Source organism: Rhodococcus sp. OK302 (assembly GCF_002245895.1).
In the GTDB taxonomy this organism is placed as follows: Bacteria; Actinomycetota; Actinomycetes; order Mycobacteriales; family Mycobacteriaceae; genus Rhodococcus_F.
This window is the reverse complement of sequence record NZ_NPJZ01000001.1, coordinates 855,001-877,699: the sequence shown is the minus strand read 5'-3', so window position 1 is coordinate 877,699 and position 22,699 is coordinate 855,001. Positions and strand designations below refer to the sequence as shown.

The 22,699-nt window shown below is 61.2% G+C and carries 21 protein-coding genes and 1 pseudogene (1 of these 22 cut by a window edge); 14 read left to right on the top strand and 8 right to left on the bottom strand.

The features are described 5' to 3' along the window. The first annotated feature begins 70 nt into the window (after positions 1-70). Positions 71-3,913, top strand: coding sequence for an nSTAND1 domain-containing NTPase (locus BDB13_RS04020; RefSeq protein ID WP_094270511.1), 3,843 nt, complete (start codon positions 71-73; stop codon positions 3,911-3,913). Between the two features lie 6 nt (positions 3,914-3,919). On the opposite strand, the gene BDB13_RS04015 is transcribed toward BDB13_RS04020, so the two are convergent. The 3 genes from BDB13_RS04015 to BDB13_RS04005 are packed head-to-tail and all read right to left on the bottom strand — an operon-like array spanning position 3,920 to position 6,636. Further along, complete coding sequence (locus tag BDB13_RS04015) at positions 3,920-4,669, bottom strand: DUF4190 domain-containing protein (RefSeq protein ID WP_094270510.1); 750 nt, start codon at positions 4,667-4,669, stop codon at positions 3,920-3,922. Positions 4,670-4,717: 48 nt separating this feature from the next. After that, positions 4,718-5,302, bottom strand: coding sequence for a GNAT family N-acetyltransferase (locus BDB13_RS04010; RefSeq protein ID WP_094270509.1), 585 nt, complete (start codon positions 5,300-5,302; stop codon positions 4,718-4,720). Next, a complete protein-coding gene (locus BDB13_RS04005) occupies positions 5,299-6,636 on the bottom strand; it encodes a glycosyltransferase family 87 protein (protein WP_094270508.1) in 1,338 nt (445 codons plus the stop codon). The genes BDB13_RS04010 and BDB13_RS04005 overlap by 4 nt, the downstream gene beginning before the upstream one ends. A 137-nt stretch (positions 6,637-6,773) precedes the next feature. On the opposite strand from BDB13_RS04005, the gene rpsF reads away from it, so the two are divergent. From rpsF to BDB13_RS33490, 8 genes and pseudogenes are all read left to right on the top strand, one after another. Then, entirely contained in the window at positions 6,774-7,061 is a 288-nt protein-coding gene (gene rpsF, locus BDB13_RS04000) for a 30S ribosomal protein S6 (protein WP_003941237.1), read from the top strand. A 65-nt stretch (positions 7,062-7,126) separates the two neighbouring features. After that, positions 7,127-7,660, top strand: a complete 534-nt coding sequence (locus BDB13_RS03995; protein WP_094270507.1) for a single-stranded DNA-binding protein — start codon at positions 7,127-7,129, stop codon at positions 7,658-7,660. Positions 7,661-7,699: 39 nt separating this feature from the next. Beyond that, on the top strand, positions 7,700-7,942 hold the full coding sequence (rpsR, locus tag BDB13_RS03990) for a 30S ribosomal protein S18 (RefSeq protein WP_003941245.1): 243 nt from the start codon (positions 7,700-7,702) through the stop codon (positions 7,940-7,942). A gap of 18 nt (positions 7,943-7,960) precedes the next feature. Next, positions 7,961-8,413, top strand: a complete 453-nt coding sequence (gene rplI / locus BDB13_RS03985) for a 50S ribosomal protein L9 (protein ID WP_094270506.1) — start codon at positions 7,961-7,963, stop codon at positions 8,411-8,413. A gap of 533 nt (positions 8,414-8,946) precedes the next feature. After that, positions 8,947-10,338, top strand: a complete 1,392-nt coding sequence (dnaB, locus tag BDB13_RS03980) for a replicative DNA helicase (protein WP_094270505.1) — start codon at positions 8,947-8,949, stop codon at positions 10,336-10,338. A 455-nt stretch (positions 10,339-10,793) separates the two neighbouring features. Further along, positions 10,794-11,840 (top strand): hypothetical protein, encoded by a 1,047-nt coding sequence (locus tag BDB13_RS03975; protein WP_094270504.1) that lies wholly within the window; start codon positions 10,794-10,796, stop codon positions 11,838-11,840. A gap of 26 nt (positions 11,841-11,866) precedes the next feature. Continuing rightward, entirely contained in the window at positions 11,867-13,315 is a 1,449-nt protein-coding gene (locus tag BDB13_RS03970) for a hypothetical protein (RefSeq protein WP_254922702.1), read from the top strand. Between the two features lie 202 nt (positions 13,316-13,517). Then, positions 13,518-13,796, top strand: a pseudogene (locus tag BDB13_RS33490) (winged helix-turn-helix transcriptional regulator); the annotation flags it as partial. Here BDB13_RS33490 and BDB13_RS32795 read toward each other — a convergent pair. After that, entirely contained in the window at positions 13,746-13,868 is a 123-nt protein-coding gene (locus BDB13_RS32795) for a hypothetical protein (protein WP_254922701.1), read from the bottom strand. The pseudogene BDB13_RS33490 and the gene BDB13_RS32795 overlap by 51 nt on opposite strands. Here BDB13_RS32795 and BDB13_RS03960 point away from each other — a divergent pair, their 5' ends adjacent. Then, a complete protein-coding gene (locus tag BDB13_RS03960) occupies positions 13,869-14,420 on the top strand; it encodes a TetR/AcrR family transcriptional regulator (RefSeq protein ID WP_094270503.1) in 552 nt (183 codons plus the stop codon). Between the two features lie 103 nt (positions 14,421-14,523). Here the strand turns inward: BDB13_RS03960 and BDB13_RS03955 are convergent, their stop codons facing one another. Next, positions 14,524-16,428 (bottom strand): CocE/NonD family hydrolase, encoded by a 1,905-nt coding sequence (locus BDB13_RS03955; protein ID WP_094270502.1) that lies wholly within the window; start codon positions 16,426-16,428, stop codon positions 14,524-14,526. 333 nt (positions 16,429-16,761) lie between these two features. Between BDB13_RS03955 and BDB13_RS03950 the strand changes: the two genes are divergently transcribed. After that, positions 16,762-17,232: a hypothetical protein gene (locus BDB13_RS03950; RefSeq protein WP_094270501.1), complete on the top strand. Its 471-nt coding sequence runs from the start codon at positions 16,762-16,764 to the stop codon at positions 17,230-17,232. A 25-nt stretch (positions 17,233-17,257) separates the two neighbouring features. Here the strand turns inward: BDB13_RS03950 and BDB13_RS03945 are convergent, their stop codons facing one another. Then, on the bottom strand, positions 17,258-18,256 hold the full coding sequence (locus BDB13_RS03945; RefSeq protein ID WP_094270500.1) for a hypothetical protein: 999 nt from the start codon (positions 18,254-18,256) through the stop codon (positions 17,258-17,260). 239 nt (positions 18,257-18,495) lie between these two features. Here BDB13_RS03945 and BDB13_RS03940 point away from each other — a divergent pair, with 239 nt between their 5' ends. Next, on the top strand, positions 18,496-19,167 hold the full coding sequence (locus BDB13_RS03940; protein WP_094270499.1) for a DNA alkylation repair protein: 672 nt from the start codon (positions 18,496-18,498) through the stop codon (positions 19,165-19,167). Positions 19,168-19,204: 37 nt separating this feature from the next. On the opposite strand, the gene BDB13_RS03935 is transcribed toward BDB13_RS03940, so the two are convergent. Beyond that, the gene (locus tag BDB13_RS03935; RefSeq protein WP_176459522.1) at positions 19,205-19,957 is read right to left on the bottom strand and encodes an IclR family transcriptional regulator; all 753 of its coding nucleotides are present in this window, start codon (positions 19,955-19,957) and stop codon (positions 19,205-19,207) included. 197 nt (positions 19,958-20,154) lie between these two features. On the opposite strand from BDB13_RS03935, the gene BDB13_RS03930 reads away from it, so the two are divergent. Next, complete coding sequence (locus BDB13_RS03930; protein ID WP_176459521.1) at positions 20,155-20,922, top strand: CoA transferase subunit A; 768 nt, start codon at positions 20,155-20,157, stop codon at positions 20,920-20,922. After that, complete coding sequence (locus BDB13_RS03925; protein WP_094270497.1) at positions 20,919-21,584, top strand: 3-oxoacid CoA-transferase subunit B; 666 nt, start codon at positions 20,919-20,921, stop codon at positions 21,582-21,584. The genes BDB13_RS03930 and BDB13_RS03925 overlap by 4 nt, the downstream gene beginning before the upstream one ends. Before the next feature lie 56 nt (positions 21,585-21,640). Here the strand turns inward: BDB13_RS03925 and BDB13_RS03920 are convergent, their stop codons facing one another. Beyond that, a protein-coding gene (locus tag BDB13_RS03920) for a winged helix DNA-binding domain-containing protein (protein ID WP_094270496.1) crosses the window boundary here: on the bottom strand, positions 21,641-22,699 show its 3' portion. The gene runs 84 nt beyond the window's last position; 1,059 of the gene's 1,143 nt are visible here — the last part of the coding sequence; its start codon lies beyond the right edge, outside the window — the gene reads right to left on this strand; its stop codon occupies positions 21,641-21,643.

Sequence of the window (22,699 nt, the reverse complement as noted above, 5' to 3'; positions counted from 1 at the left end):
CCGCGACGCGGTCGATACATAGTCCATACAACGGACAATTCTCTGACCTGCTCGGATAAAGTTCCTCGCTATGGAATCGCAGCCGGAACCCGGCACAGGCAAACGGGTCGACCCGGAAGAAATCGAGTCGCGAGGGCAGTTTGCTGAGGCGCTCACCGCGCTGAGAAAGGCTGCTGGGCTCACGGTTCGCGAAGCCGTCGACCGCAGCGGTGGACTCCACGGAACTGTCAGCGGTTGGTTCTCCGGACAGCACCTGCCGACGCCGGCGAGTACACCGATGTTCACGAAACTTCTCGAGGCCTGCGGGATCGATTCCGAGGAGCAGCGGCAGCGCTGGCTCAGCGCAGTCCAACGAGTACGGCAGTTGACGGCGCGTCGACGCGGCGATACCACCGTTCCGTACCGAGGACTCGAATCCTTCCGGCAGGAGGACACGGATTGGTTCTTCGGCCGCGAGGAACTCACTTCGGTGTTGGCCGAGCGGGTGGCGTCGGCGATCCGGGGTGAGACTCGACGTCAGTTCATGGTCATCGGGGCCTCCGGTTCCGGTAAGTCGTCGTTGCTTCGGGCGGGCCTGGCTCCCAAGGTCGACGGCGACGATCCGCGGTTCGACGGATGGAAGGTCGAGATCGCGGCGCCGGGTTCGGGAACGATCCCGACTGTCGACGACGAACGCAGGGTTCTGATCGTCGATCAGTTCGAGGAACTGTGGACGCAGTGCGATCGCGATTGGCGTGAAGACTTCTTGCAGGTGCTTTCGGAGGCCGGTGAGAACACTGTTGTCGTGATCGGGTTGCGCGCCGATTTCTACGGGCTGGCCGCGGAGGAGCCGCTGTTGCTTCCGTTGCTCGACGATTCCCCGATGGTGGTCGGCCCCCTCACCGAGCAGCAGTTGCATGAGGTGATCGTCAAGCCGGCGCTGAAATCGGGAATGACCGTTCAGCCTGAACTGGTTCAAGTTCTGGTCAGTGAGCTGACCCCGCGGGGCTCGCATACGGCGAGCGATCCCGGTTCACTCCCCCTCCTGTCCCACGCCTTGTTGGGCACGTGGCAACGGTCCACGCGCAAAACGTTGACCGTGTCCGACTACTACGCCACCGACGGAATTGCGGGAGCAGTTCAGCAGAGCGCCGAGGAAGTTTACGGTCAACTGACCGAGCGGCAGCAGAAGTTGGCGCGCAGAATCTTCTTACGATTGGTCAACGTCGACGAGGTCACGCAGACGCGTCGACGCGCTCCTCGTGCCGAACTTTTTCTCGGTGACGATGTCGACGACGTCAATACCGTCATCGACCACTTTGCGTTGCGACGCCTCCTCACAGTCGACGAGGAGACCGTGGAGGTTTCGCACGAGGTCTTGCTGTCGGCCTGGAGTCGGTTGCGTACGTGGATCGATTCGGATCGTGCCGGACTGGCCGTGCACCGCAGATTCACCTACGCGGCGCAGGTGTGGGAAGAGAGTGGACGTGATCCGAGTTCGTTGCTCGGGCCCGCCCGGCTCCAACTGACCGAAGAGTGGCTGAGTTCGGGTGATCTCGGTCCGGCGCTGGAGCCGAGCGAGACACGGGCCGCCGATCTCAATGTCACCGAGCGAGATTTCCTGGCCGCGAGCATCGCGCATCGTGATCAGCAGGACAGTGCTGATCGGCGACGGACAATCGTGCTACGACGGCTTGTCTCGGCGCTGGCTGCCGCGTCGGTGATCGCCTTGGTGCTGGCGGTGGTCGCTACTGTCGCCGGTATCGGCGCCAATCATCAACGTGCCGAGGCGAACACGGCCCGCGACGAGGCGATGTCTCGTCAGGTCGCAACCGAAGCTGTTCGCATGCGCGACAAGGATCCGTCGTTGGCAGCGCAGCTTGCGCTGGCCGCGTTCGATGTCAATGAGACCACCGAGGCGCGCTCGGCGATGCTCGATGCGTCCGGTGTGCATTCCGCGACGCGAATCGTGGGTCCACCCGGCTCGATGAAGGCGCGAATCAATCACGCGGGAACCGTTGTGGCCGTGGCAAGTTCCGACGGCATGGTTCGGCTGTATCCCGTAGTCGACGGAGCTGTGTCGGCAACGCCGCAGTCGGAATTTCTCGGGGTGTCCGAGGGGACGGCACTGTTCGCCGTGTCCTTCAGTCCGGACGGGCGACTGTTGGCTACGGGCGGCGCCGGCGGCGGCGCATTGTGGGATGTATCGGATCCGGAAAACCCGGTGCGCGGAACGTTGTTCGTCGACGCAGACCACGTTGTGCAGGACTTGGAGTTCAGCCCGGATGGTACAAAGCTGATAGCCGGAACCTCGACGCCGGACGTGCTGCGCTGGAAGATCGACAGTTCCACCGACGCTGTTGCCTTGCCGCCCCTGCCGCATCCGGCGACGGGAATTGTGACGGCTACGTTCAGCCCCGACGGCCGGTTGATGGTTGCAGGTGGGCGACAGGGAACCCTGCGGGTGTGGGACGTCGAAAAGTGGGAAGATCCCGCGGTGCCACCGATTTTCGCGACCGAACCCGACGGAACCACCGTCCATTTTCTCGGTGTTGCGTTCAGTCCGGACGGGCGGGAACTTGCTGCGGGTACCACTGGCCGTGAAGTTGCACGCTGGGATATGAGCGATCCGGCGCACCCGGTTCCGGTGGCAGCTTTGCCCGGGTTCTCCAGCTACGTCAACGAACTCAACTACAGCAAGGACGGAACCAGGCTTGCTGCCGGTAGTTCCGACAACACCGTTCGAGTGTGGGATCCGCATACCGGCGCTCTGATCGAGGTGCTGCCGGATACCGGCGCCATCACTACTGTCGACTACAGCGAGGACGGGCGGACGCTCGTTACCGGTGGACTCAACGGTGTCACGCGGGTGTGGGCGATGCCCGGTCCGGTGTGGTCGGGAGCGCGAGACACCATCTACACCAGTCCTTTTGCTGCCGACGGTTCGCGCCTTCTTGCGGGTGTCGGCGCCAAGGGCGGTGCGATATTGGCATGGAACACCGAGGATCTGGAACATCCGGTACTGATGCCCGAGCTGGCACCGATTGGCGAGGAACGATTCACCGGGGCGTCGGCGTTATCGGCAGACGGTGACCTGGCGGTCGCCGGCACCGGTTCCGGAGCGGCGTACTTGTGGGATCTCAGTGATCCCGCGGCACCGAGGTTGACTGCTGCCCCGCAGGAGTACGTCAAGGGCATCGTCGGAGTTGTTGCCCTGGATCCTTCGGGAACGTTGTTGGCAGTGTCTTCTCAAGACGACAACGGATTTGCGTTGGTAGACGTCTCCGATCCGGCTGCGCCGAAACTGCTTTCGTTGACCGATGCCGGTTCCTACCCGCAGATGATGGCGTTCCGGCCGGGCGACGACATTCTGGCAATTGCCGACGCCAAGAACGAAGTAGACCTGTGGGACATCTCCGACCGGAATGCGCCGAAGATCGCGTCTACGGTCGGTGGGTTCGAAAGTTACGCCCAGGCAGTTATTTTCAGTGCGGACGGCAAGGTCATGGCAGCAGGTAGCGCAGACCACAGCCTGCAATTGTGGAATGTGGAGAACCCGTCGGAGCCGAGAGCGTTGTCGCGCATTACGGGACCGGAGGGGGCGATCTACTCCGTAGCTGTCAACCCGGCGGGCACTTTGCTGTCGGCCGGGGTCAGCGGTGGATCACTGTGGTTGTGGGACATCACGAATCCCGAAGACCCTCAGCGGTTTGCTCAGCTGACGGCCTATCCCGTGCGTGTCAACGACGCGCAGTTCGCGGGTAGTGCCAACATGATTGCCGGCAGTGGCCCCGACAAGACAATTCGCTTGTGGGGCACCGATCCGGATGCAGTTTCCGCAGGGATCTGTAGCAGCGCCGGAACCCTCATCACCGAGAAGGAGTGGGAGCGCTACCTTCCCGGTGTACCGTACCGGGATCTGTGTGGGTCCTGACGGAACTCAGTTCAGCCACACTTCGACGGCCGATTCGCTGGCCACTTCGGATCCGCCGTCCAGGATCACCAATCCGCTGGGACTGAGTTGGTAGACGACATCGCCATTGCTGGCGGCGAAACCTTGACGGGTGCGAATCGGATCGTCGAGCTCGATTACTGCTCCGTCGCTGACCCTTTCGCCCTTGTAGTAGTAGCGACCGACGCCGGTTTCACAAACCACGATTCGTGAACCGGTAGTGATCGCAACAGCCACAGCAGGGTTGTTCGAGTTGCAACTCGGTCCGTTGGAGATGAATCCTTGGCGGTCCGAGCCGGTGACGGTGGGTAGCGGGCCGGCAGCCGTCGTAATGGCAGGGGTTGTGTGCGGCACGGTCGTCGTGGGACGGGGAGTAGTTGTGTGTGGGGTTGTCGTTCGAGGCGCGGTAGTAGCGGTGTAGCTGTACGTGCTCGAGTTGTTCGCGGCTTCGTTCACAGCACTGGCAAACAGGCCCCAGAAGGCGATCCACAGAATGAAGAAGAGGATGCCGAGTCCGGTGAAGATGTATCCGAGAATCAGGCCGGCCAGCGCCAAACCGTCGCCTTGTTCGCCGGTCTTCTTGATCTGACTGCGCGCGATGTGTCCGAAGACGATTCCCAGTGGAGCCAACAGGAACGCGAATACCAGCGCGAGGATCGCGAGAGTATTGGTCGGTCGTGGTTGCCAATTCTGGGGGTACTGCTGCTGCGGGTATCCGTATCCGCCCTGTTCGCTCATGCCCTGATCTTGCGACACGAAGCCTGGCAAAGCGGGCAACCGGGGAGATTAGGTGCGGACGCGTCGTTCCAATTGCGGTGCGATTGCCGGCCAATCCTCGTCCGTCATCGCAAACAAAGCGGTGGTACGCCAGCTTCCGTCCAGGCGCTGGCGGTGCTTGCGCAGGAGGCCTTCGAATTGCGCGCCTAGCTTCGTGATTGCCGCGCGCGACTGTTTGTTGAACTCGTCCGTGTGCCATTCGACGCGTACGGCACCGAGATCGTCGAATGCCCGGCGCATCAGAAGCAGCTTCGATTCGGGGTTGATCCCGGTTCCCTGAGCGGCCTTCGACAGCCACGTGGAACCGATTGCGAGACTGCGATGAGCGGGGTCGATCTGGTAGAACGACGTGGTACCCACTACTGCACCCGTCTTGACCGCTACCTGCGCAAAAGCCACGCGGTCCGGGTTTTCCGACGCCACATCGATGTACGCGAGTGCGTCGGCGCGAGTGTCGATCGGTGCAGCTGTCCACTGGAAGATGCTCGGATCGTCCGACGCGATCACCAGGGCGTCGGCGTGTTCGTGGCCCAACGGTTCGAGGCGAACGTGCTCGCCCGTCAACGTCGGTGCTTCGAACCAGGATTCGGTCATCGTGCGTGCTCCAAGGTTGGTTGATCGGTGTCGGCTCCTGTCCCGGCCAACGGATAGCGCAGCGGCACCCGCAGGAACAGGAAGAAGAACACGATAAGCAATACGACGTGGCCCCACACACTGGCTTGTACGACGGCCTCGTATTTACTCGGATCGAAGTTCATGTCCAGTTGGTAGAAGTAGCGGAAGATGCCGATTCCCAGCGCCGCATCCGCCAACAGATATGCCGCAATCCAGAACCAGCGGATCTTGAACAACACCAGGAACGGCAGCAGCCACAGCGTGTACTGGGGTGAATTCACCTTGTGCAGCAAGATGAATCCGCACAGCATCGCCGCACTCACGGCGATCCACGGGAAATAGCCGTCGCGCAGATAGCGTCGCCAACCCAGGTACATCGCCAACGCGAACGACGCCAGGACCATGAGCGGAGACGCGATGTTCACCAGAGCGTCGTAGTCCGCATTGAGTTCACGAACGCCGAAGCCGTAGAACGGTCGCAACCCCCAGAACCACACCGAGTTGGTGGTGATGTCGGCGCTGCGTTTCTCCTGGAAACTGAACGACGCCCGCCACCCGTCGTAAGAGATGAGAGCGAACGGGAGGTTGACGAGGACGACCGTCATCACTGCCGCGCCCGCCGTCATCAAGGCACCGCGGACGTCGTATTTCTTGCCTTCGGTTCCCCTCAGCAAGACGTAGGCGACAAGAGGCAGGACAAAGATCCCCGGATACAGCTTCAAACAGAAGCCGACGGCCAGGATGATCGACGCCAGAATCGCGCGTGTTCGAAAAGGGATGCGCTCGAAGGTCATCAGGAAAATCGCGCCGACGGTCGTCGCCACCACCGGCAGGTCCCAGTTATGGAACGAGTACAGCACCAACGGCGGTGTGGCCGACCAGATCAGGGCGTACCCACCGCTCATCCGCCCCAGCATCCAGGCCGTCAGAAGGCCGAATGGCGCCAGGATCAACGCCGAATGGAGGAGGAATTCGGCGTCGTTGTGGGAGCCGATTCCGCCCAGCCACATCAGGATTCCGCTCAGCACCGGATATTCGACGGTTCCGCCGTAGAGGAAACCTTCGGGCGTGATGCCGCCGGTGATGAAGGGAAAGAGGTGTTGGTCGATGCCGCGTCCGAGCCACAGCAGCTGGATGTCGGAGTAACAAACATCGACGTTCTTGTTGATGTCGAAGCTCAGGCTCCGACCGTCCGGCGCGAAGGGCGCGCCGGCGCATCGTGCCTTGTTGAAGTAGCCCAGGGTCATGGCCAGTCCGCAGAGACCGACGACGAGCGTCAGGATCGACGCCGATGTTTTTCGGTCCGTTCGCATAGGCCAACCCTAGGTGGTGCGATTTCCCTGGTCAGCGGCACCTCGTGTAACCTACGAGGGTTGCTGACGCAACGACCCTCCTGCCACGGATAGTCCGTGGCCGTTTTCACTTAGTCCACAGGAGGTGATGAGGTCTTATGCGTCATTACGAATTGATGGTCATCCTTGACCCCAGCCTGGACGAGCGCACTGTCGCTCCTTCACTGGATACGTTCCTCAATGTTGTGCGCCAGCACGGCGGCACGATCGACAAGGTCGATGTCTGGGGTAAGCGTCGTCTCGCCTACGAGATCCTGAAGCATGCTGAAGGTATCTACGCGGTGATCGACATCAACGCCACTCCCGCCACCGTCGCTGAGCTCGATCGTCAGCTCGGTCTGAACGAGTCGGTTCTGCGCACGAAGGTTCTGCGCCACAACAAGTAATTTCTGTCGGTAGCGGGCTCTAACCTCGCACCCAACAGACTTACATCAAATGCAGGAGGAACCACATGGCTGGCGACACCATCATCACCGTCATCGGAAACCTGACGGCTGATCCTGAGCTTCGTTTCACCCCGGCGGGTGCTGCGGTTGCAAACTTCACGGTTGCATCCACACCCCGCACCTTCGACCGTAATTCCAATGAATGGAAAGACGGCGATGCGCTGTTCATGCGTTGCAACATCTGGCGCGAAGCAGCCGAGAACGTCGCGGAGAGCTTGACCCGTGGTTCACGAGTAATCGTGAGCGGTCGGCTCAAGCAGCGTTCGTACGAAACTCGTGAGGGCGAAAAGCGAACAGTCGTCGAGCTCGAAGTTGACGAGATCGGTCCTTCCCTGAAGTACGCCACGGCAAAGGTCAACAAGGCCAACCGTGGTGGCGGCAGTGGTGGGGGCGCGGGCGGCAACTTCGGAGGTTCCTCCGGCGGATCGGGCGGCGGACGTCCGGCTGCTGCACCTTCGGGTGGAGACGATCCTTGGGGCAGTGCGCCTCAGGCTTCGGGCTCCTTCGGCGGCGGCGGCAACGACGAACCGCCTTTCTGATCCGTACCTGATCAGGGACATCCAGAAAAGAGCAAAGACATGCCGAAGCCGCCCTTGCGCGACAAGGTTATGAAGAAGAAGGTCTGCACCTTCTGTAAAGAGAAGAACACGCAGATCAACTACAAGGACACGACGTTGCTGCGTAAGTACGTCAGCGACCGCGGAAAGATCCGTGCTCGTCGTGTCACCGGCAATTGCGTCCAGCATCAGCGCGACGTTGCCATTGCCGTCAAGAACTCACGTGAGGTAGCACTGCTGCCTTACGCCACCGTGGCTCGCTAAGGAAAGGGAGGGAAGAACATGAAGCTCATCCTCACCGCTGACGTGGACAACCTCGGTGCGCCTGGCGACACCGTCGAGGTCAAGGACGGCTACGGCCGTAACTACTTGCTCCCCCGCCGGTTGGCAATTATCGCTACCCGTGGCGCCGAGAAGCAGGTCGAAGGCATCCGTCGTGCACAGGAACTGCGCGCAGTGCGCGGCCTGGATCACGCCAAGGAGCTCAAGGCTGCAATTGAAGCACTCGATGTTTCGCTGACGGTCAAGACCGCCAGCGGCTCGGGCAAGCTCTTCGGTTCGGTTACCGCTGCTGACGTCGCTGCTGCGATCAAGGCTGCCGGTGGACCGGTCCTGGACAAGCGCACCCTCGTGTTGCCGAAGGCTCACATCAAGAACACGGGCAAGCATGCCGTGGTCGTGAACCTGCACCCCGATGTGGTTGCCAAGTTCAACCTGAACGTCGTTGGCGCATAGTCAACTGGTTCTTCGGTCGAGCCCTGCACATTTCGGTGTGCAGGGCTCGACCTTTTGTGCCGCGTCTTGGTGGCGGACAGCTCGACATCGGGTTGGGGATAACCGTCACAGTGTGACGTTCAGCTTCGGTGATCGGTGATGATTCGGGCTCCGCAACACGCCCGACACGCCGACGCGCCGACTGTGGAGAAACTTTTTTCACTAACAGGTGTGCGAATTTGCTCACATACATCTAGCTGGTGTTATGAGAGAAACTTACAAAGTTGTCCCCAGGTTATCCACAGATCGTGCACACAGTTTTTCAGGAGTTTCCACAATTACTCCACAGATTTATCCACAGGCCGGTTTGTTTGTGGGTTGACGAGTCCCTAACGTCGTCTCGACGTCTATCTACAGACCGGCCGGTCTCCGGCCACGGATGTCGGTCGGGGCGGGTACAAATAGCACGGATGTCGGTCGGGGCGGGTACAAATAGAGGGGACGCTGCGATTTTCTTGCAGCGTTGTCGAGTGTTTTACGGGAAGGTCTCTCTGATGGCTGTTGTAGATGATCGAGGACCTTCCGACTACCCCGGTCCCCCCGAATCCGAGCCGGATCAGGAATTCGGGCGCCAGCCACCTCAGGACATGGTGGCCGAGCAGTCCGTTCTCGGTGGCATGCTCCTCAGTAAGGACGCCATCGCTGACGTCCTCGAGGTGCTGAGGCCAGGCGACTTCTACCGGCCGGCCCATCAGTCTGTCTACGACGTGATCCTGGACCTTTACAGCCGTGGTGAGCCTGCCGACCCAGTGACCGTCTCCGCTGAGCTGGACCGTCGCGGCGAACTTCGCAAAATCGGTGGCGCTTCCTATCTGGTGACGCTCACTCAGACAGTGCCCACCGCAGCCAACGCTGCCTTCTACGCCGAGATCGTGGCCGAGAAATCGGTGCTACGACGCCTCGTCGACGCCGGTACCCGCATCGTTCAATACGGTTACGCCGGCACCGACGGCCAGGATGTTGCCGAGGTTGTCGACCGCGCGCAGGCCGAAATCTTCGAGGTCACCGAACGTCGCACCACCGAAGACTTCGTGCCCCTCACCGAACTCCTGCAGCCCACGATGGATGAGATCGACTCCATCGCCAGCCGAGGCGGCATCTCCCTCGGTGTGCCCACCGGGTTCAAGGATCTCGACGAAATCACCAACGGCCTGCACCCGGGTCAGATGATCATCGTGGCGGCCCGACCTGGTGTGGGCAAATCGACCCTTGGAATGGATTTTTTGCGTTCCTGCTCCATTACGCACGGTATGGCCAGCGTTATGTTCTCGCTGGAAATGAGCAAAACCGAGATCGTGATGCGTCTGCTTTCCGCAGAGGCCAAGATCAAGCTCGGTGACATGCGCTCCGGCAAGATGACCGACGACGACTGGACCAAGCTCGCGCGTCGTATGAGTGAGATCAGTGAAGCGCCGCTCTTCATCGATGACTCTCCCAACCTCACGATGATGGAAATTCGCGCAAAAGCGCGGCGGCTCAAGCAGAAACACGACATCCGCTTGATCGTGATCGACTACCTCCAGCTGATGAGCTCGGGTAAAAAGGTCGAGTCGCGCCAGCAGGAAGTCTCGGAATTCTCGCGTAGCCTCAAGCTTCTGGCCAAGGAGCTCGAAGTTCCCGTGGTCGCGATCTGTCAGCTGAACCGTGGTCCGGAACAGCGAACTGACAAGCGCCCCATGGTATCTGACCTTCGCGAATCGGGATCGTTGGAGCAGGATGCTGACATGGTCATCCTGTTGTATCGTCCCGATGCAACTGAGCGCGACGACCCTCGTGGCGGTGAAGCCGACCTCATTCTCGGTAAGCATCGTAACGGTCCGACCGCGACAATCACTGTGGCACACCAACTTCACCTGTCGAAGTTCGTCGATATGGCGCGCGGCTAGCTCGATCGATCGGTTCGGTCTCGTATCGTTCTCAAATGGCTCAACTCGTGAAGCGGGTTGGGCCATTTCATTTTGCCGACCGTAGCTGGTGGGGGCCGTTGAGGTGTCAGGTTGGATCCGTTCTCCATCGTGCGAGGAATTGACCTTCTGGGGCGTCGCATTCGCGGACAAGTAGATCGGGAACCTAGAGTCGCTGTCTCTGATGTCGAACTGGCCGAGAAGCTCACTCAGTATGGGGATCTCGTTCGTCGTGAAGGCCACCCCCGACCTGCCCAATCACGACGCCGCTGGCGTGGTCCATCGCCGACAAAAGCCGGCCGTCGGAGGATGGCCGTAGTTGGGGGGAATCATGGCGGAGCCAGTCACTTCGAAACCAACCGGTGCGTCCACTTTGTCGCGCGTGTCCGATACTCTCTTGTCGCCAGGATAAACAGCAACGGAGTTCGGAGATCTCGATGGTGGAACCGCTCAGGTTGGACAAGGCCAAGCAGGGCTTCGACAAGGCTGTCGGCGGCTTCAGCAAGTTCGCGCGCAGTAGCTCAAAGCAGCTGGTCGAGCAGACCAGCGATCTCAAGGACGCCGCTGTGGGCACCGTCGAGAAGCTGGTCGAGCAGACCGGCGATCTCAAGGACGCCGCTGTGGACACCGTCGAGAAGCTGACCGCGAAGAAGCCCGACCCCTACGAGGAGGCCATCGCCGAGTACAACGGCGCGTTCACCTTGATGAACGACAAGGGCCTCTCCCTCATACGCCAGCGCGAGCGCTCGACGGACCTGATCGAGCTCGTCGAGCTTCTGGTGAACAGCGTCGCTAACACCCCAAAAACATTCGAGACCGACTTCGACGAGATCGACGTTCACAAAGCCGATTTCCTGGCGGCGGAGGAGTTCGCCCGGAAGGACCTCGAGGCCGCGCGAAAGTCGGCTGCCGGCGCCGGTGCCGGGTTTGTCGCGGGTGCCGCGGTCGCGAGCATTGCCCCGACAGCTGCGTTGTGGGTCGCCACCACCTTTGGCACCGCATCTACCGGCACCGCAATCTCCGCACTCTCCGGGGCCGCTGCGACCAACGCCGCTATGGCCTGGCTCGGAGGAGGAGCCCTCGCAGCGGGAGGCGGAGGCACTGCGGCAGGCGGCGCATTGCTCGCCCTCGCAGGCCCCATCGGCTGGACGGTCGCAGGAGCCACCCTCCTCGCGTCAATCGCACTGTTCGCCAAGAACAAGTTCGATAACCGCGAGGCGAAGCAGGAGGCGCTGACCGCGGTGAAGCACAACACTGCGCTCATCAATGCCATGGACGCCCAGATTGATGACCTCCTCCAGCGCACTGCCTCCCTTCGCGAGCTGCTCCTGCAGAGTTACGGCGAAGCGCTGGGGTGCTTCGGAGCCGACTTCCTCGCGCTGTCTGCGCCGCAGCAGTCCCAGCTCGTCGCGCTGGTGAACAACACAAAGGCATGCGCCGCGCTGCTGAGCGAGCGCATCAAGCAGCGCACCCAAGCGCATTGAGCAGCGCGCCGATTACGAGTGACGCGGTGAAGCTTGGGAAGAGCAACCAGGAGCAGGCTGTCGCCGCCTGGGTGAACTACCTCAACCAGCTCCGGCTGGACAACCTGCTGAGCGCCCTCAACCGGCAGGACGTGAACCTCGAGGACGCGCTCGCCAGCCTCCACAACGCGACGAGGAAAATCGACCTAGAGGTGGTCGCCGCTAACCGCGGCGGAGTCAAGGGCATGCACGGCTTCATCGCCGAGGTCGCAGAGGTGGGCGTCGGCAACGCTCGGAGCCAGATCCTCGGTAAGGGCGTTATCTACGAGTGGAAGAATAACAACGGCCCGGTGGACCTGGTGCGCGGCGGCGTGGAGATTCAGCAGAAGTTCGTCGCGGCCGGCGGCCGCTTCGGCCTCGGTGCGATCGCCGAACACCTCGAGAAGTATCCCGACTTCGTCGAGAGCGGCGGAAAATACCAGATCCCCCGCGACCACTTCGAGGTGATCCAGAAGCTGCACGCCATGCCACACGAGGAAGCTGGCAAGCTCCTGACGCTCGGCGGCGACGGCCCGTCGCTCAAGGACTGGGCGCGGATCCAAGCCTTCTTCGAGAAGGGCACCGTCGGCATCGAGTCGCTCGAACCCTCGCACCTGGAATACCACGAGGTGCAGAGGGGCGCCTACGGCGCGACGCTGAAGGCGGAGGAGGGTTCCCTCCGCTCTACCGACCAGTCCCTGCGGGACGAGGCGTACCAGAAAAGCAAGCCGACCCTGCAGGAGGGCGCGAAGGCCACGATTGTGGCCGCCGCCATCGAGGGCGGGACCGCCTTGGTGCTGGCCGTGGTCGAGAAGCGCCGTGCGGGCACGCAGCTCAAGGATTTCACCGGCGAAGACTGGATTGATATCGCGGGCGACACCGGCTTCGGCGTCGCCAAGGGCGGTGTCCGCGGGCTCAGCCTCTACTGGCTCACGAACTTCACCGCTACGCCCGCAGCCGTCGCCAGCTCAATCGTCACCGCGGCCTTCGGCGTCGCGGAGCAAGCGAACAAGTTCCGACGTGGCGAGATCGATGAGCTGGAGTTCATCGAGAACGCGGAGCTCGTCTGCCTGGAGACCGCCGTGAGCGCCCTGTCCTCCTGCGTCGGGCAGGCTCTCATCCCGGTGCCGGTCCTCGGCGCCGTGATCGGCAACACCGTCGGCATCATCATGTACAAGGCTGTCTCGTCCTCCCTCTCCAAGCGGGAGGCGTTGCTGATCGAGCACTACCTCGGCGAACAGCGGGCGCTCGACGAGCAGCTCGCCGCTGAGTACCGGGAGCTTATCGAGAAGCTCGATGCGAGCATGGCCGACTACCTCGGGGTGCTCGAACGGGCCTTCTCGCCGGACGTGGAGGTCGCCCTCCTCGGATCGGTCGAGCTTGCGCTTGAGCTCGGGGTGGCTTCGGAAGAGGTCTTGGATTCCGACGAAAAGGTCCTCGCCTACTTTCTTGACTAGCGAGGCAGAGACCTTGCACTGGACCGGGCGTTGCGTGATGGCACCAGCGGCGTCAGGCATCAACGTGTGATCGTGCAGGCGAAGCACTGGCTCTCGAAATCTGTTGGGATGGAGGGGATTACCTCCAACGGCGGCGCTTAGTGGCACTGGCATATGCGTGCGACGCGCTCTGCCACGCCCGACGACCGGCCTCAATATGGTACTGAACGAAGGCCCGTACCGGTTCAGCGCCCTACGCCGACGCGTCGACGGAGTCAGAGAGAGCAGACCCTGCAAACACTTGAGCGGGACGGCCTCGTGCACCGTGAAGCACTCGAAACCATCCCGCCCAAAGTGGAATACAGCCTGACCGAACTCGGCGCCGACGTCGCCGCCCAAAATCGCAGCACTGATCGAACTGCCCGAATTGCAGGTGTCCAAAATCGTTGCGTCACAAGCGTCGTACGCTGCTCGGAATCAGCTCACCTTGTCCGAGAGCTGAGCGATGAACTCGTCGAATACGTAAGGAACGCTCAGCGCCGTCGGAGCGGAAGTAGCCATCGCGCAGTCCCATTTGCCTATAGTCCGTACGTCGTTCAGGTGCTTGGACCAGCAACAGTGGATATCAGTCACCATCGACCGGGTCGCCACCCTGGCCGGAACCACCCGCACCGCGCTGTATCGCCGATTCTCAGGGCGGGTCGCGCTGCTCGCCGACGCCATAGTCACGCATTTCGGCATCGACCCGGCGCCCGACACCGGCAGCTTGCGAGGCGACCTGATCGAGCTACAGCGCCGACAGGTCGAGTTCTTCCGCACCCCGATCGTCGCTGCAGGCCTCGCAGGTCTACTCGGCGACCTCAGTAGCGACCCTCAACGGAGCGCGCAGTTCCACGAGGCATTTATGGCACCCCGGCGCCGATCGACCGAAATGATGTTCCAACGGGCCGTCGATCGCGGCGAAATGCCGCCGATCGTTCATCCCGCCCTCGTTTTTGACATCTTGACTGGGCCCCTGTTGCTTCACGTGATGCTGCCGGCCGCCGGGCCACTCGACGACACCCTCATCGCCTCCACTGTCGACGCAGCCCTGCACGTACTCACCTCAGGTATTCGCGACATGTAATCCGCTACTTGTAGTTGTGGTCTGCGCTTACCCGCCGCAGCGTACGTGTGGCCCTTGGTAAACACACGCATGTTTCCGGTGTGGATCGGCCCGTGAAAGCCTTTCATTGAGGGAAGGTCTCGGTTCCGGCTGCGGGGTTGGTGATGATCGGCAGAATCACCGCGGATGGGTGTTGCCCGTCGTGGTAGATCTTTTGACTTGCGCGCACTGTTGCGTCTGAACTTCCCAGGGGGAGGCCGGTATTCGGGTTGGCCGCGAATTGGGGATAGTCTGCGCTGCTGATTTCAACGCGGATCGAATCGCCGGGGGAGAGTTCGTAGCTGGTGGGCCAGACGTTGATCGAGTATTCGTTGATCTGGTCTGGGGCAAGGGGTTCGGGTTGATCGAGGGTGTCGCGCAGCTGCGCTCGGATGATGCCGTTATTGAGGTTGATTTTTTCGCCGGTGGGTTTGACGACGTCGATCTTCGCCGCGAAGTCGGTGTCGGGCGCCGATGATTGGGCGTAGAGGTCGACGGTAATCGGCCCGGTCATTTCCGTGGGCTGGGTGAATGCAGGTGAGTCGTAGAGCAGGATGTCGGATCGTTGTTCGTTCGGTGTCTGGTCGAACGGATCCTGTGGTCCGGAAGCGGCGGCGCAGCAGGAATGTCCGCCGATACTCGGGGTGGGGTTTTCCGGATCGTAGAGGTACGGATCAGGTGCTTGCGGTTGTGTGGGTGCGGTGGTGGTGAGGGTTCCTTGGCGGGTGGGGAATGTTCCGTTCCCCGAGAGATAGTAGGTGGCGAACTGTGTGTTCGGCAGCGGCCAGGTGGGGGCTGTTTTCCAGGTGTTGGAACCCATGACGAAGTAGTCCACTCGCGGCGAGTTGCCGATGCTGCTGGTTTCACCTTTGAGGTAATGGTCGAACCAGGTGATCATCAGATCGTTGATCGGGCTGTTCCCGCCGGGACCCGCTGCTTTCAGTAGAGCTGAGCCGGTGGAGTCTGGCCTTCCCCATGAGAGATGATCCCAAGGGCCGATCACGATCCGCTGGTTCTGGCGAGTATCGGGCAATGCTCCTTGCGAGGTCATGCCGGTGAAGTTTTCCAACCCTCCTTGCAGGAACGCGTCGTACCAGCCTTCGATATCGAGGACTGGTACATCGACGTTGGAGTACTTGTCTCGGATGGAGATGTTTTTCCAGTAGTCGTCTCGGGTCGGATGGTTGATCCAGTCGAAAAACCAGGGTGCGACTGCGGGGTTGTCGGGCTGCATCGGTGGGAATGTTTGGTAGTGACGGTCCGCTAGCCATCGACTGATGTCCGCGCCGGCAGCGGTCAATTCGTCGACGGTGGCTTGATCGCCACGGTTCTCCGCGGCGGTTGTCGCGATCGTTCCCATGGCCCACGGCTCGACGAACCCGAGCCGGAATTCGCCGCCCTCGTAGGTCCATCCGTCGTAGTAGTCGGATGCGGTGTTCGCCGGAATGATGGTGGTCAGGTGCGGTGGGCGTTGGGTCGCCGCGAGCCATTGTGTGGCTCCGACGTACGAGGATCCGTACATCCCGACCTTGCCGGTCGAACCCGGTAGCGCCGCTGCCCACTCGACGGAGTCGTAGCCGTCGTTCATATCGGGAGCGAATTCACTGAAAACTCCACTGGAGGCACCTTGTCCACGCACGTCTTGGATCACGACGAGGTAGCAGTGCGATGCGAACCATTCGGGGGATTGATAGCGCTCTGGGGCGATCTGAGCCGAGGACTTCCCGTATTGGGTGCGCATGAGGATGACAGGCACGGGATCTGTGGTCTGCGGGCGGTAGACGTCCGATCGCAGGACCACGCCGTCCCGCATCGTTGCCGGTACATCCGTTTCCTTCGACACGTGACATGGCCCGGCGCCGCCGGCCGGGGGCCATGAGGTCTCGGATATCGTCGCCGAAGATGACTCCGGTTCGCTCGCACATCCGGCCAGCGCGACGACGGCGAGCGGGGCAACGGCGCACACTCGAACGATCGGACTGGGCTTCATGAGGTGGATCCTCTCTGATGCACTCAACTTCGACGTTACTCAACGCTGGCGTTGTCTTGCCGGTTGCCTAATCATTGGGTGCTACAAACCTGACCGAAACGCTTTGTCGCTCAATACTTCCTGTCGTAATCTTACGAAGAAACCAGCGCCGCGTCGGCCGATCAAACGCCGTATCGCACTTTGGGCTGGGCGTTTGGTGTGCTGGACTTCTGTACTTCCGACCACACCGGGTCGAGCAGCCCCTTTCGCGGCGCTCACTCGAGTGATGTGCTGGATATGTCATCCCCGGCCTTCAGAGCCGGATTGGACCATCCAAGTATCGAGGAAGGCGCCATGACCACGATCCATCTTCACCAGACGACCACCGCGTCACCCGAACAGGTCCTTGCCGGCCTGACGGATTTCGGGCCCGGTCGCGAGGAAATCTTCGGCAACAGCGCAGACAGCTACCTCAAGGTGCACCACGAAGGCCCCCATGATGCAGACGTCACGGAAGGCTCGAGCGGTATCTGGGAACGCCTGCATTACGACTGGACCGATCCCCATCGCGTCCGGATGACGACCACCGACTCCAACTTGTGGGGTGGCGAGTCGGGCCACACCTACACGCTCACGCAGCAGCCGTCGGGTATGACCGACGTCGATGCCGTCGTGGTTCGCGATGGCAAGAACCTCAAGGGGCGGATGCTCGCGGCGGTGCTCAGCCTCTTCGGTACTCGCGTCCTGGGAAAGCAGTTCAAGAAGTCCGTCGAGGCTATCGAAGCCCGCAACGGCGGCGTGAGTGGAAAGAATCCGCCGGCGTGAGAAGGCTGGACTGAAGCCTTTGAGATCAGTTGTCCCCGTTGTGGGTAAGGCTGCGTGCCGCGTTCCAGGCTGCGCCGAGTGAGAAATGGTTCGACGCACCGAAGTGTTGCATAGCTTCGGCGACTCGGCGGCGTCCTGTTCGGGGGGTCAATCCCAGAGCGACTGACGCGGCTTCCATCGTCGTACCTGAATTCATCAGGTGCAGTATGGGATCCCAGGGGTTCTCCCATTTATGGTCCTTGTGTCCGGTGACCGGTATCGATTCTTCCCAGATGCGGTTGTAGATCCAGGTCATGGTGTCGGCGAGTGTGGGTGAGTGGATGGCCATCATGCCGGTAGGCCAGGCCTGGCCCCAGGAGAAGGGGATTCCGACGCTCTTGTGGTCGAGTATCCAGAAGAAGCTCGGTGGGTTCGGGTGCATTCGAACTTGTGAGCCGGCTTTGATTTCAATCGCGATTTGGTTGCGCCCCAACTCGGACGCGGCATCGGTAGTGCTGACGATGAGGCGGATGTCGTGGTTGGGCTGGGCGTTTTTCTCCCAGTACGATTCGGGGGCGTTCTCGTCGCGGAGGATCGTGTACAGCGGTGTGGTGTCGGGCATGCATGTGTAGGAGGTGCGGGGCCGCGCGCGTGAGGCCTGCAGTCCGTACATGTCCTGGGGTGCACACGGTCCGCGTGTCACGTCGATGGGTAGACCTTGGATGTCTGAGTCGCCGTGCTGCCAGGCCTGGATCAGTTGTGGCAGCGTATCGAGTAGGTTTTGCGTCTTGGCGATCTTCTCGTCGAGGTCCTGCGTCATGCTGGTCAGCATGCGGTGGGTCGCGTCGGCGACGGTAGCGTCGGGACGCCGGTAGGTGATGATTCCGTCTGTGAGAGAGAGGAATCCGAGTTCTTCGAGGCGAGCTACTTCCTGTTCCACCGTATCGACGGAACTGCCTGTGACGTCGGCAAGTTCGGCGACGGTGTCGATCCGGCCGCGTAGCGCGATGTCGAGGAATTCTGCCAGTTCGGTGGGCAACTTCATGTGAGGACTCCTTCGTCGGGGTATTCTTCAGGCGCAGCCTGTGAGCGACATTTGGCCGTATCCGTCCATTTTTGCATAATGGCCACAAATTGCACCATATCCGAATTGTCGCCAAAATATGGTTGTTAAGCGTCTTCGGGTGGCTCCGCAGCATCGGTCGCGTCGTGCGTCCGCTGATTGTGTGGTTGATCGTGCTTTCCTTGTAGGCGACTCTCGCACGTTATGGACAGGAGGCCGGGATGACTGAGGCGACAGTGTCCGAGGTGATGGCCGAGTTGGCTGCGCTCGAAGATCCGAAGGTGCGCAAGGTAAATGAGAAGCACGGTGACGATCACGGTGTCAATCTCACCAAACTGCGTGGGCTCGCTAAGCGACTGAAAACGCAGCAGGAACTCCCGCGCCAACTCTGGGCGACGGATGACACCGCAGCGAGACTGCTGGCGATCCTGATCTGCCGGCCAAAGTCGTTCACGCAGGACCAGTTGGACGCCATGTTGCGCGAGGCGCGCCCTCCCAAGGTGCATGACTGGCTCGTGAACTACATAGTGAAGAAGAGCCCGCACTCGGAGGAATTGCGCGTGGTCTGGTCGGCTGATCCGGACCCAGTGGTTGCGTCTGCCGGGTGGGCGCTGACCACCGAACGCGTGGCGAAGAAGCCTGAGGGCCTTGATCTTTCAGGACTTCTCGACGTGATCGAGGCGGAGATGAAAGATGCGCCGGATCGCCTGCAGTGGGCGATGAATCACTGCCTAGCTCAGATCGGGATCGAGCACTCCGAGTATCGTGCCCGTGCAATCGATATCGGTGAACGTCTGAGGGTGCTCGAGGATTACCCGACGCCTCCGAACTGCACTTCTCCGTTTGCGCCCATCTGGATCGCCGAGATGGTGCGTCGACAGAACGATAAGTAGGAACGACGCGGGGCACTGTTGGGCTGCCTTTGGCCTGCTATCCGACTGTCCCGGTTCTCAGGTGCGTCGACAGCTTATGGGCATGTTCCAGAAGTAGGGTTCCCATTTCGGTGATCCGTTCGGGGCGAAAGCGTGTCTCGACGCCCGTCAAACTGAGGGCCCAAGCGGGGCGTCCGCCCCGGTCGAATACGGCCGCGCCGACGCCCCAGCTTGCTTCGACGATGAGTGCGGGATTTACCGAATAGCCGGTGGTCCGGGTCAAGGCGATTCGACGGCGGATTGCATCCTCGCTGTGGCCTTCTCCGAACGAGGCTGCAAGGTCCTTCCGGTTGAAATAGTCATTGACGTCGCCCGCCGGCATGTGACTCAGGATCGCCAGGCCCGCCGACGCGACACCGAGTGGAAATCGCTTTCCTTCATGGAGCACATGGGATCTCAGAGGAAAGCTACCTTCTTGGGACAGCACGCACACGGTCTCGTCGCCGCGTCGTGCCGAGAGAAACGCGCTTTCTCCGGTGGCGCTGGCCAACTCGTCAAGAACGCTGCGAGCGTTGTCGATGATGTCGTACCGGTGTCCTGCAGCTGCGCCCAACAAGTACAACTCGGGGCCCAATGACCAACGTCCGTTCTTCGTATCGCGGTCCACCAATCCCTCGGCAGCCAATGAGGCCAATAGACGATGCGTCGTCGGACGAGCAAGATCGGCCATCTTGCTCAGTTCGGTAGTTGACGCCCCCGCAGGTTCCGACGCGGCGACTGCCCGCAGAACGGCGGCCACGCGAGCGACCATGTGGGGAGGCTTCTCTCTAGATGTCACAAGCCCATCCTAGCGTTCACTCACTGAACGTATTTCTTGATATTGCTCAACCATCGACCAATCTTGACCCGGTACGAGCGTGAGTATTGATCTGTTTACCTGGTCATAGTTCAATCGGGTGAACCTGAAATAGTGCGTTCACTCAATGGACGCAAGATTGGAAGCAGAAGATGGCAACGAAGATGTACGAGTCCGCTGCTGATGCGGTCGCCGACATCGTCGACGGCGCCACGTTGGCCGTCGGCGGATTCGGATTGTGCGGTATCCCTGACTCGCTGATCAATGCGATCGCGGCAACGACTGTCACAAACCTCGAAGTGTTCTCCAACAACTGTGGCGTTGACGATCACGGGCTCGGAATCTTGCTGTCCGCTGGTCGAATTCGACGTGTAACCGCGTCGTATGTCGGCGAGAACAAGGAATTTGCGCGCCAGTATCTGGCCGGTGAGCTCGAAGTGGAACTGACACCGCAAGGCACCTTGGCAGAACGCCTTCGCGCCGGCGGTACCGGAATTCCGGCGTTCTTTACTCCCGCTGGAGTGGGCAGTCCGATCTCCGAAGGTGGAATGCCCTGGCGGTACGACGCCGACGGTTCTATCGCTATTTCGTCCCCGCCCAAGGAAACTCGTGTCTTCGGAACCAAGCGATATGTTCTCGAAGAAGCGATCAACACCGATTACGCGCTCGTGCACGCTCTATTGGGTGACACCGAGGGGAACCTCGTTTTCGACAAGACTGCGATGAACTTCAATCCGCTCGCCGCGATGGCCGGTCGGGTAACCATTGCCCAGGTGGAGCGCCTCGTCGAACCGGGCGAGATCGATCCGGCGTCAGTGCATCTACCGGGTGTGTTTGTGCAACGTGTCGTGCACACCGGGCCTCAGAACAAGCGAATCGAAAAGCGAACCGTCAGCGCTTCGGAAGGAGTCACACGATGAACGCACCTGTGGCAGTTGCAGGTTGGACCCGTCAGGACATGGCTGCTCGGGCGGCAGCCGAGATGATCGATGGCGAATACGTCAACCTCGGGATCGGCCTTCCCACACTGATTCCTGGATACCTTGGTTCGGGTGTGCGAGTGGTCCTGCACTCGGAGAACGGAATCCTGGGCACCGGCCCGTACCCGACCGAAGACAATGTCGACGCTGATCTCATCAATGCCGGCAAAGAGACCGTCACAGTCAATCCCGGTGCGGCGTACTTCGATTCCGCTCTGTCCTTCGGCATGATCCGCGGCGGCCATATCGACACCGCAGTGCTTGGCGGCATGCAGGTCTCACGTACCGGTGACCTCGCAAACTGGATGGTTCCGGGGAAGATGGTCAAGGGTATGGGCGGTGCGATGGATCTCGTTCACGGTGCCCGCCGCGTGATCGTGGTTATGGAACACACTGACCGCGAAGGTAATCCGAAGATCGTCGACGCCTGCACATTGCCGTTGACCGGTCAGGGCGTTGTGGATCGGATTATCACCAACCTTGCAGTCATCGACGTAGCCGACGAAGGAACCCTGATATTGCGTGAACTCGCACCCGGTGTCACCGTTGCTGATGTTGTTGCCGCCACCGAGGCGGAACTGAAGGTAGAACTGTCACAGTAAGGAGTTCACGGCTGTCTGGAGGGGCTGACCAACTCCGATTTCATACTGGGTGAGTTCTATCCGGTGCCGATTTTGACGCCGCCCAGCCACTCGGACAGTCGTGCAGCCTCTGTCTCCAGAGCGTGTTTCGCTTGGGAGGAAACGGTTTCGAGTAACCGAACCTGTACGACGCCGTCCGCGTCTTGGATCCAGCTGCCGACGGCCCGGCCACTCACCCAGGCTGTTGTGCCGGCGTTTCCACGGTTGTCGAAGAGTTGGTTGCGGTGTGGGCCCAGGTAGAAGTCGCGGCCTTTCCAGCCCATGATCGTCGGGTCGAGCACCGGTAGAAGCGCCACCCAGGGGCCTGGATCGACTACCTCGTCGAGGTCGTCGGGTAGCACCCAACCGGTGGCGCCATCATCGAGCGAGACGGAGACGGCGTCGAGTTCGGCAAGCGCCGTGCGCACCACGGTCTTTGTGGATCCGAGCCACCACACGATGTCGTCTTCTGTGCCGGGGCCGAAGGTGTGTAACCAGCGGCGAGTGATTTCTCGATATCCGTCGCCGGCGCTGCCCAGGGGGGAAGCGTCGTCGAGCCAGTGCTGGGTGAGAGTCCATCGTGCACGGGTAGTGGGGAATCGGCCGACGTTTGTTCCGCGCACAATGTCGGCGGTCGCGCCGAGATATGTGAGAACCCTGGGTGCAGACCAGACCTCACCCGATGTTCCGGAGACCTTCACATCGATCATCGGCACTGCCTGGCGGACGTCGAGAGCTGAAAGACCTTCGGGGGCGTCGGCGAGCAGTGCAAGAACTTCTGCCCGGGCGCGATCAAGCCAGTCATTGCCGTCAATGGCGAGGCCTGCATTCACAACATCTTTGGACATTCGCGCCCGCTCGGTATTCGCGACTCGGGCCGACGCGCTCGACCAGGCGGACGGCAGCAGGTCGCGAGGGAATGCGAAAAGCGTACGGCGCATTGCCAATTGCTTCACAACGATGCGCTCGTCGTACAGGGTTCGATCAATATCAGCGATATCGGCTGACCGGACACGCGCCCAGCAGGACAGGTAGACCGTCGCGGATTCGGTGGCGTGAAGAACCGTCATTGCCCGGGTCGCAGCTTCAGGTGAATC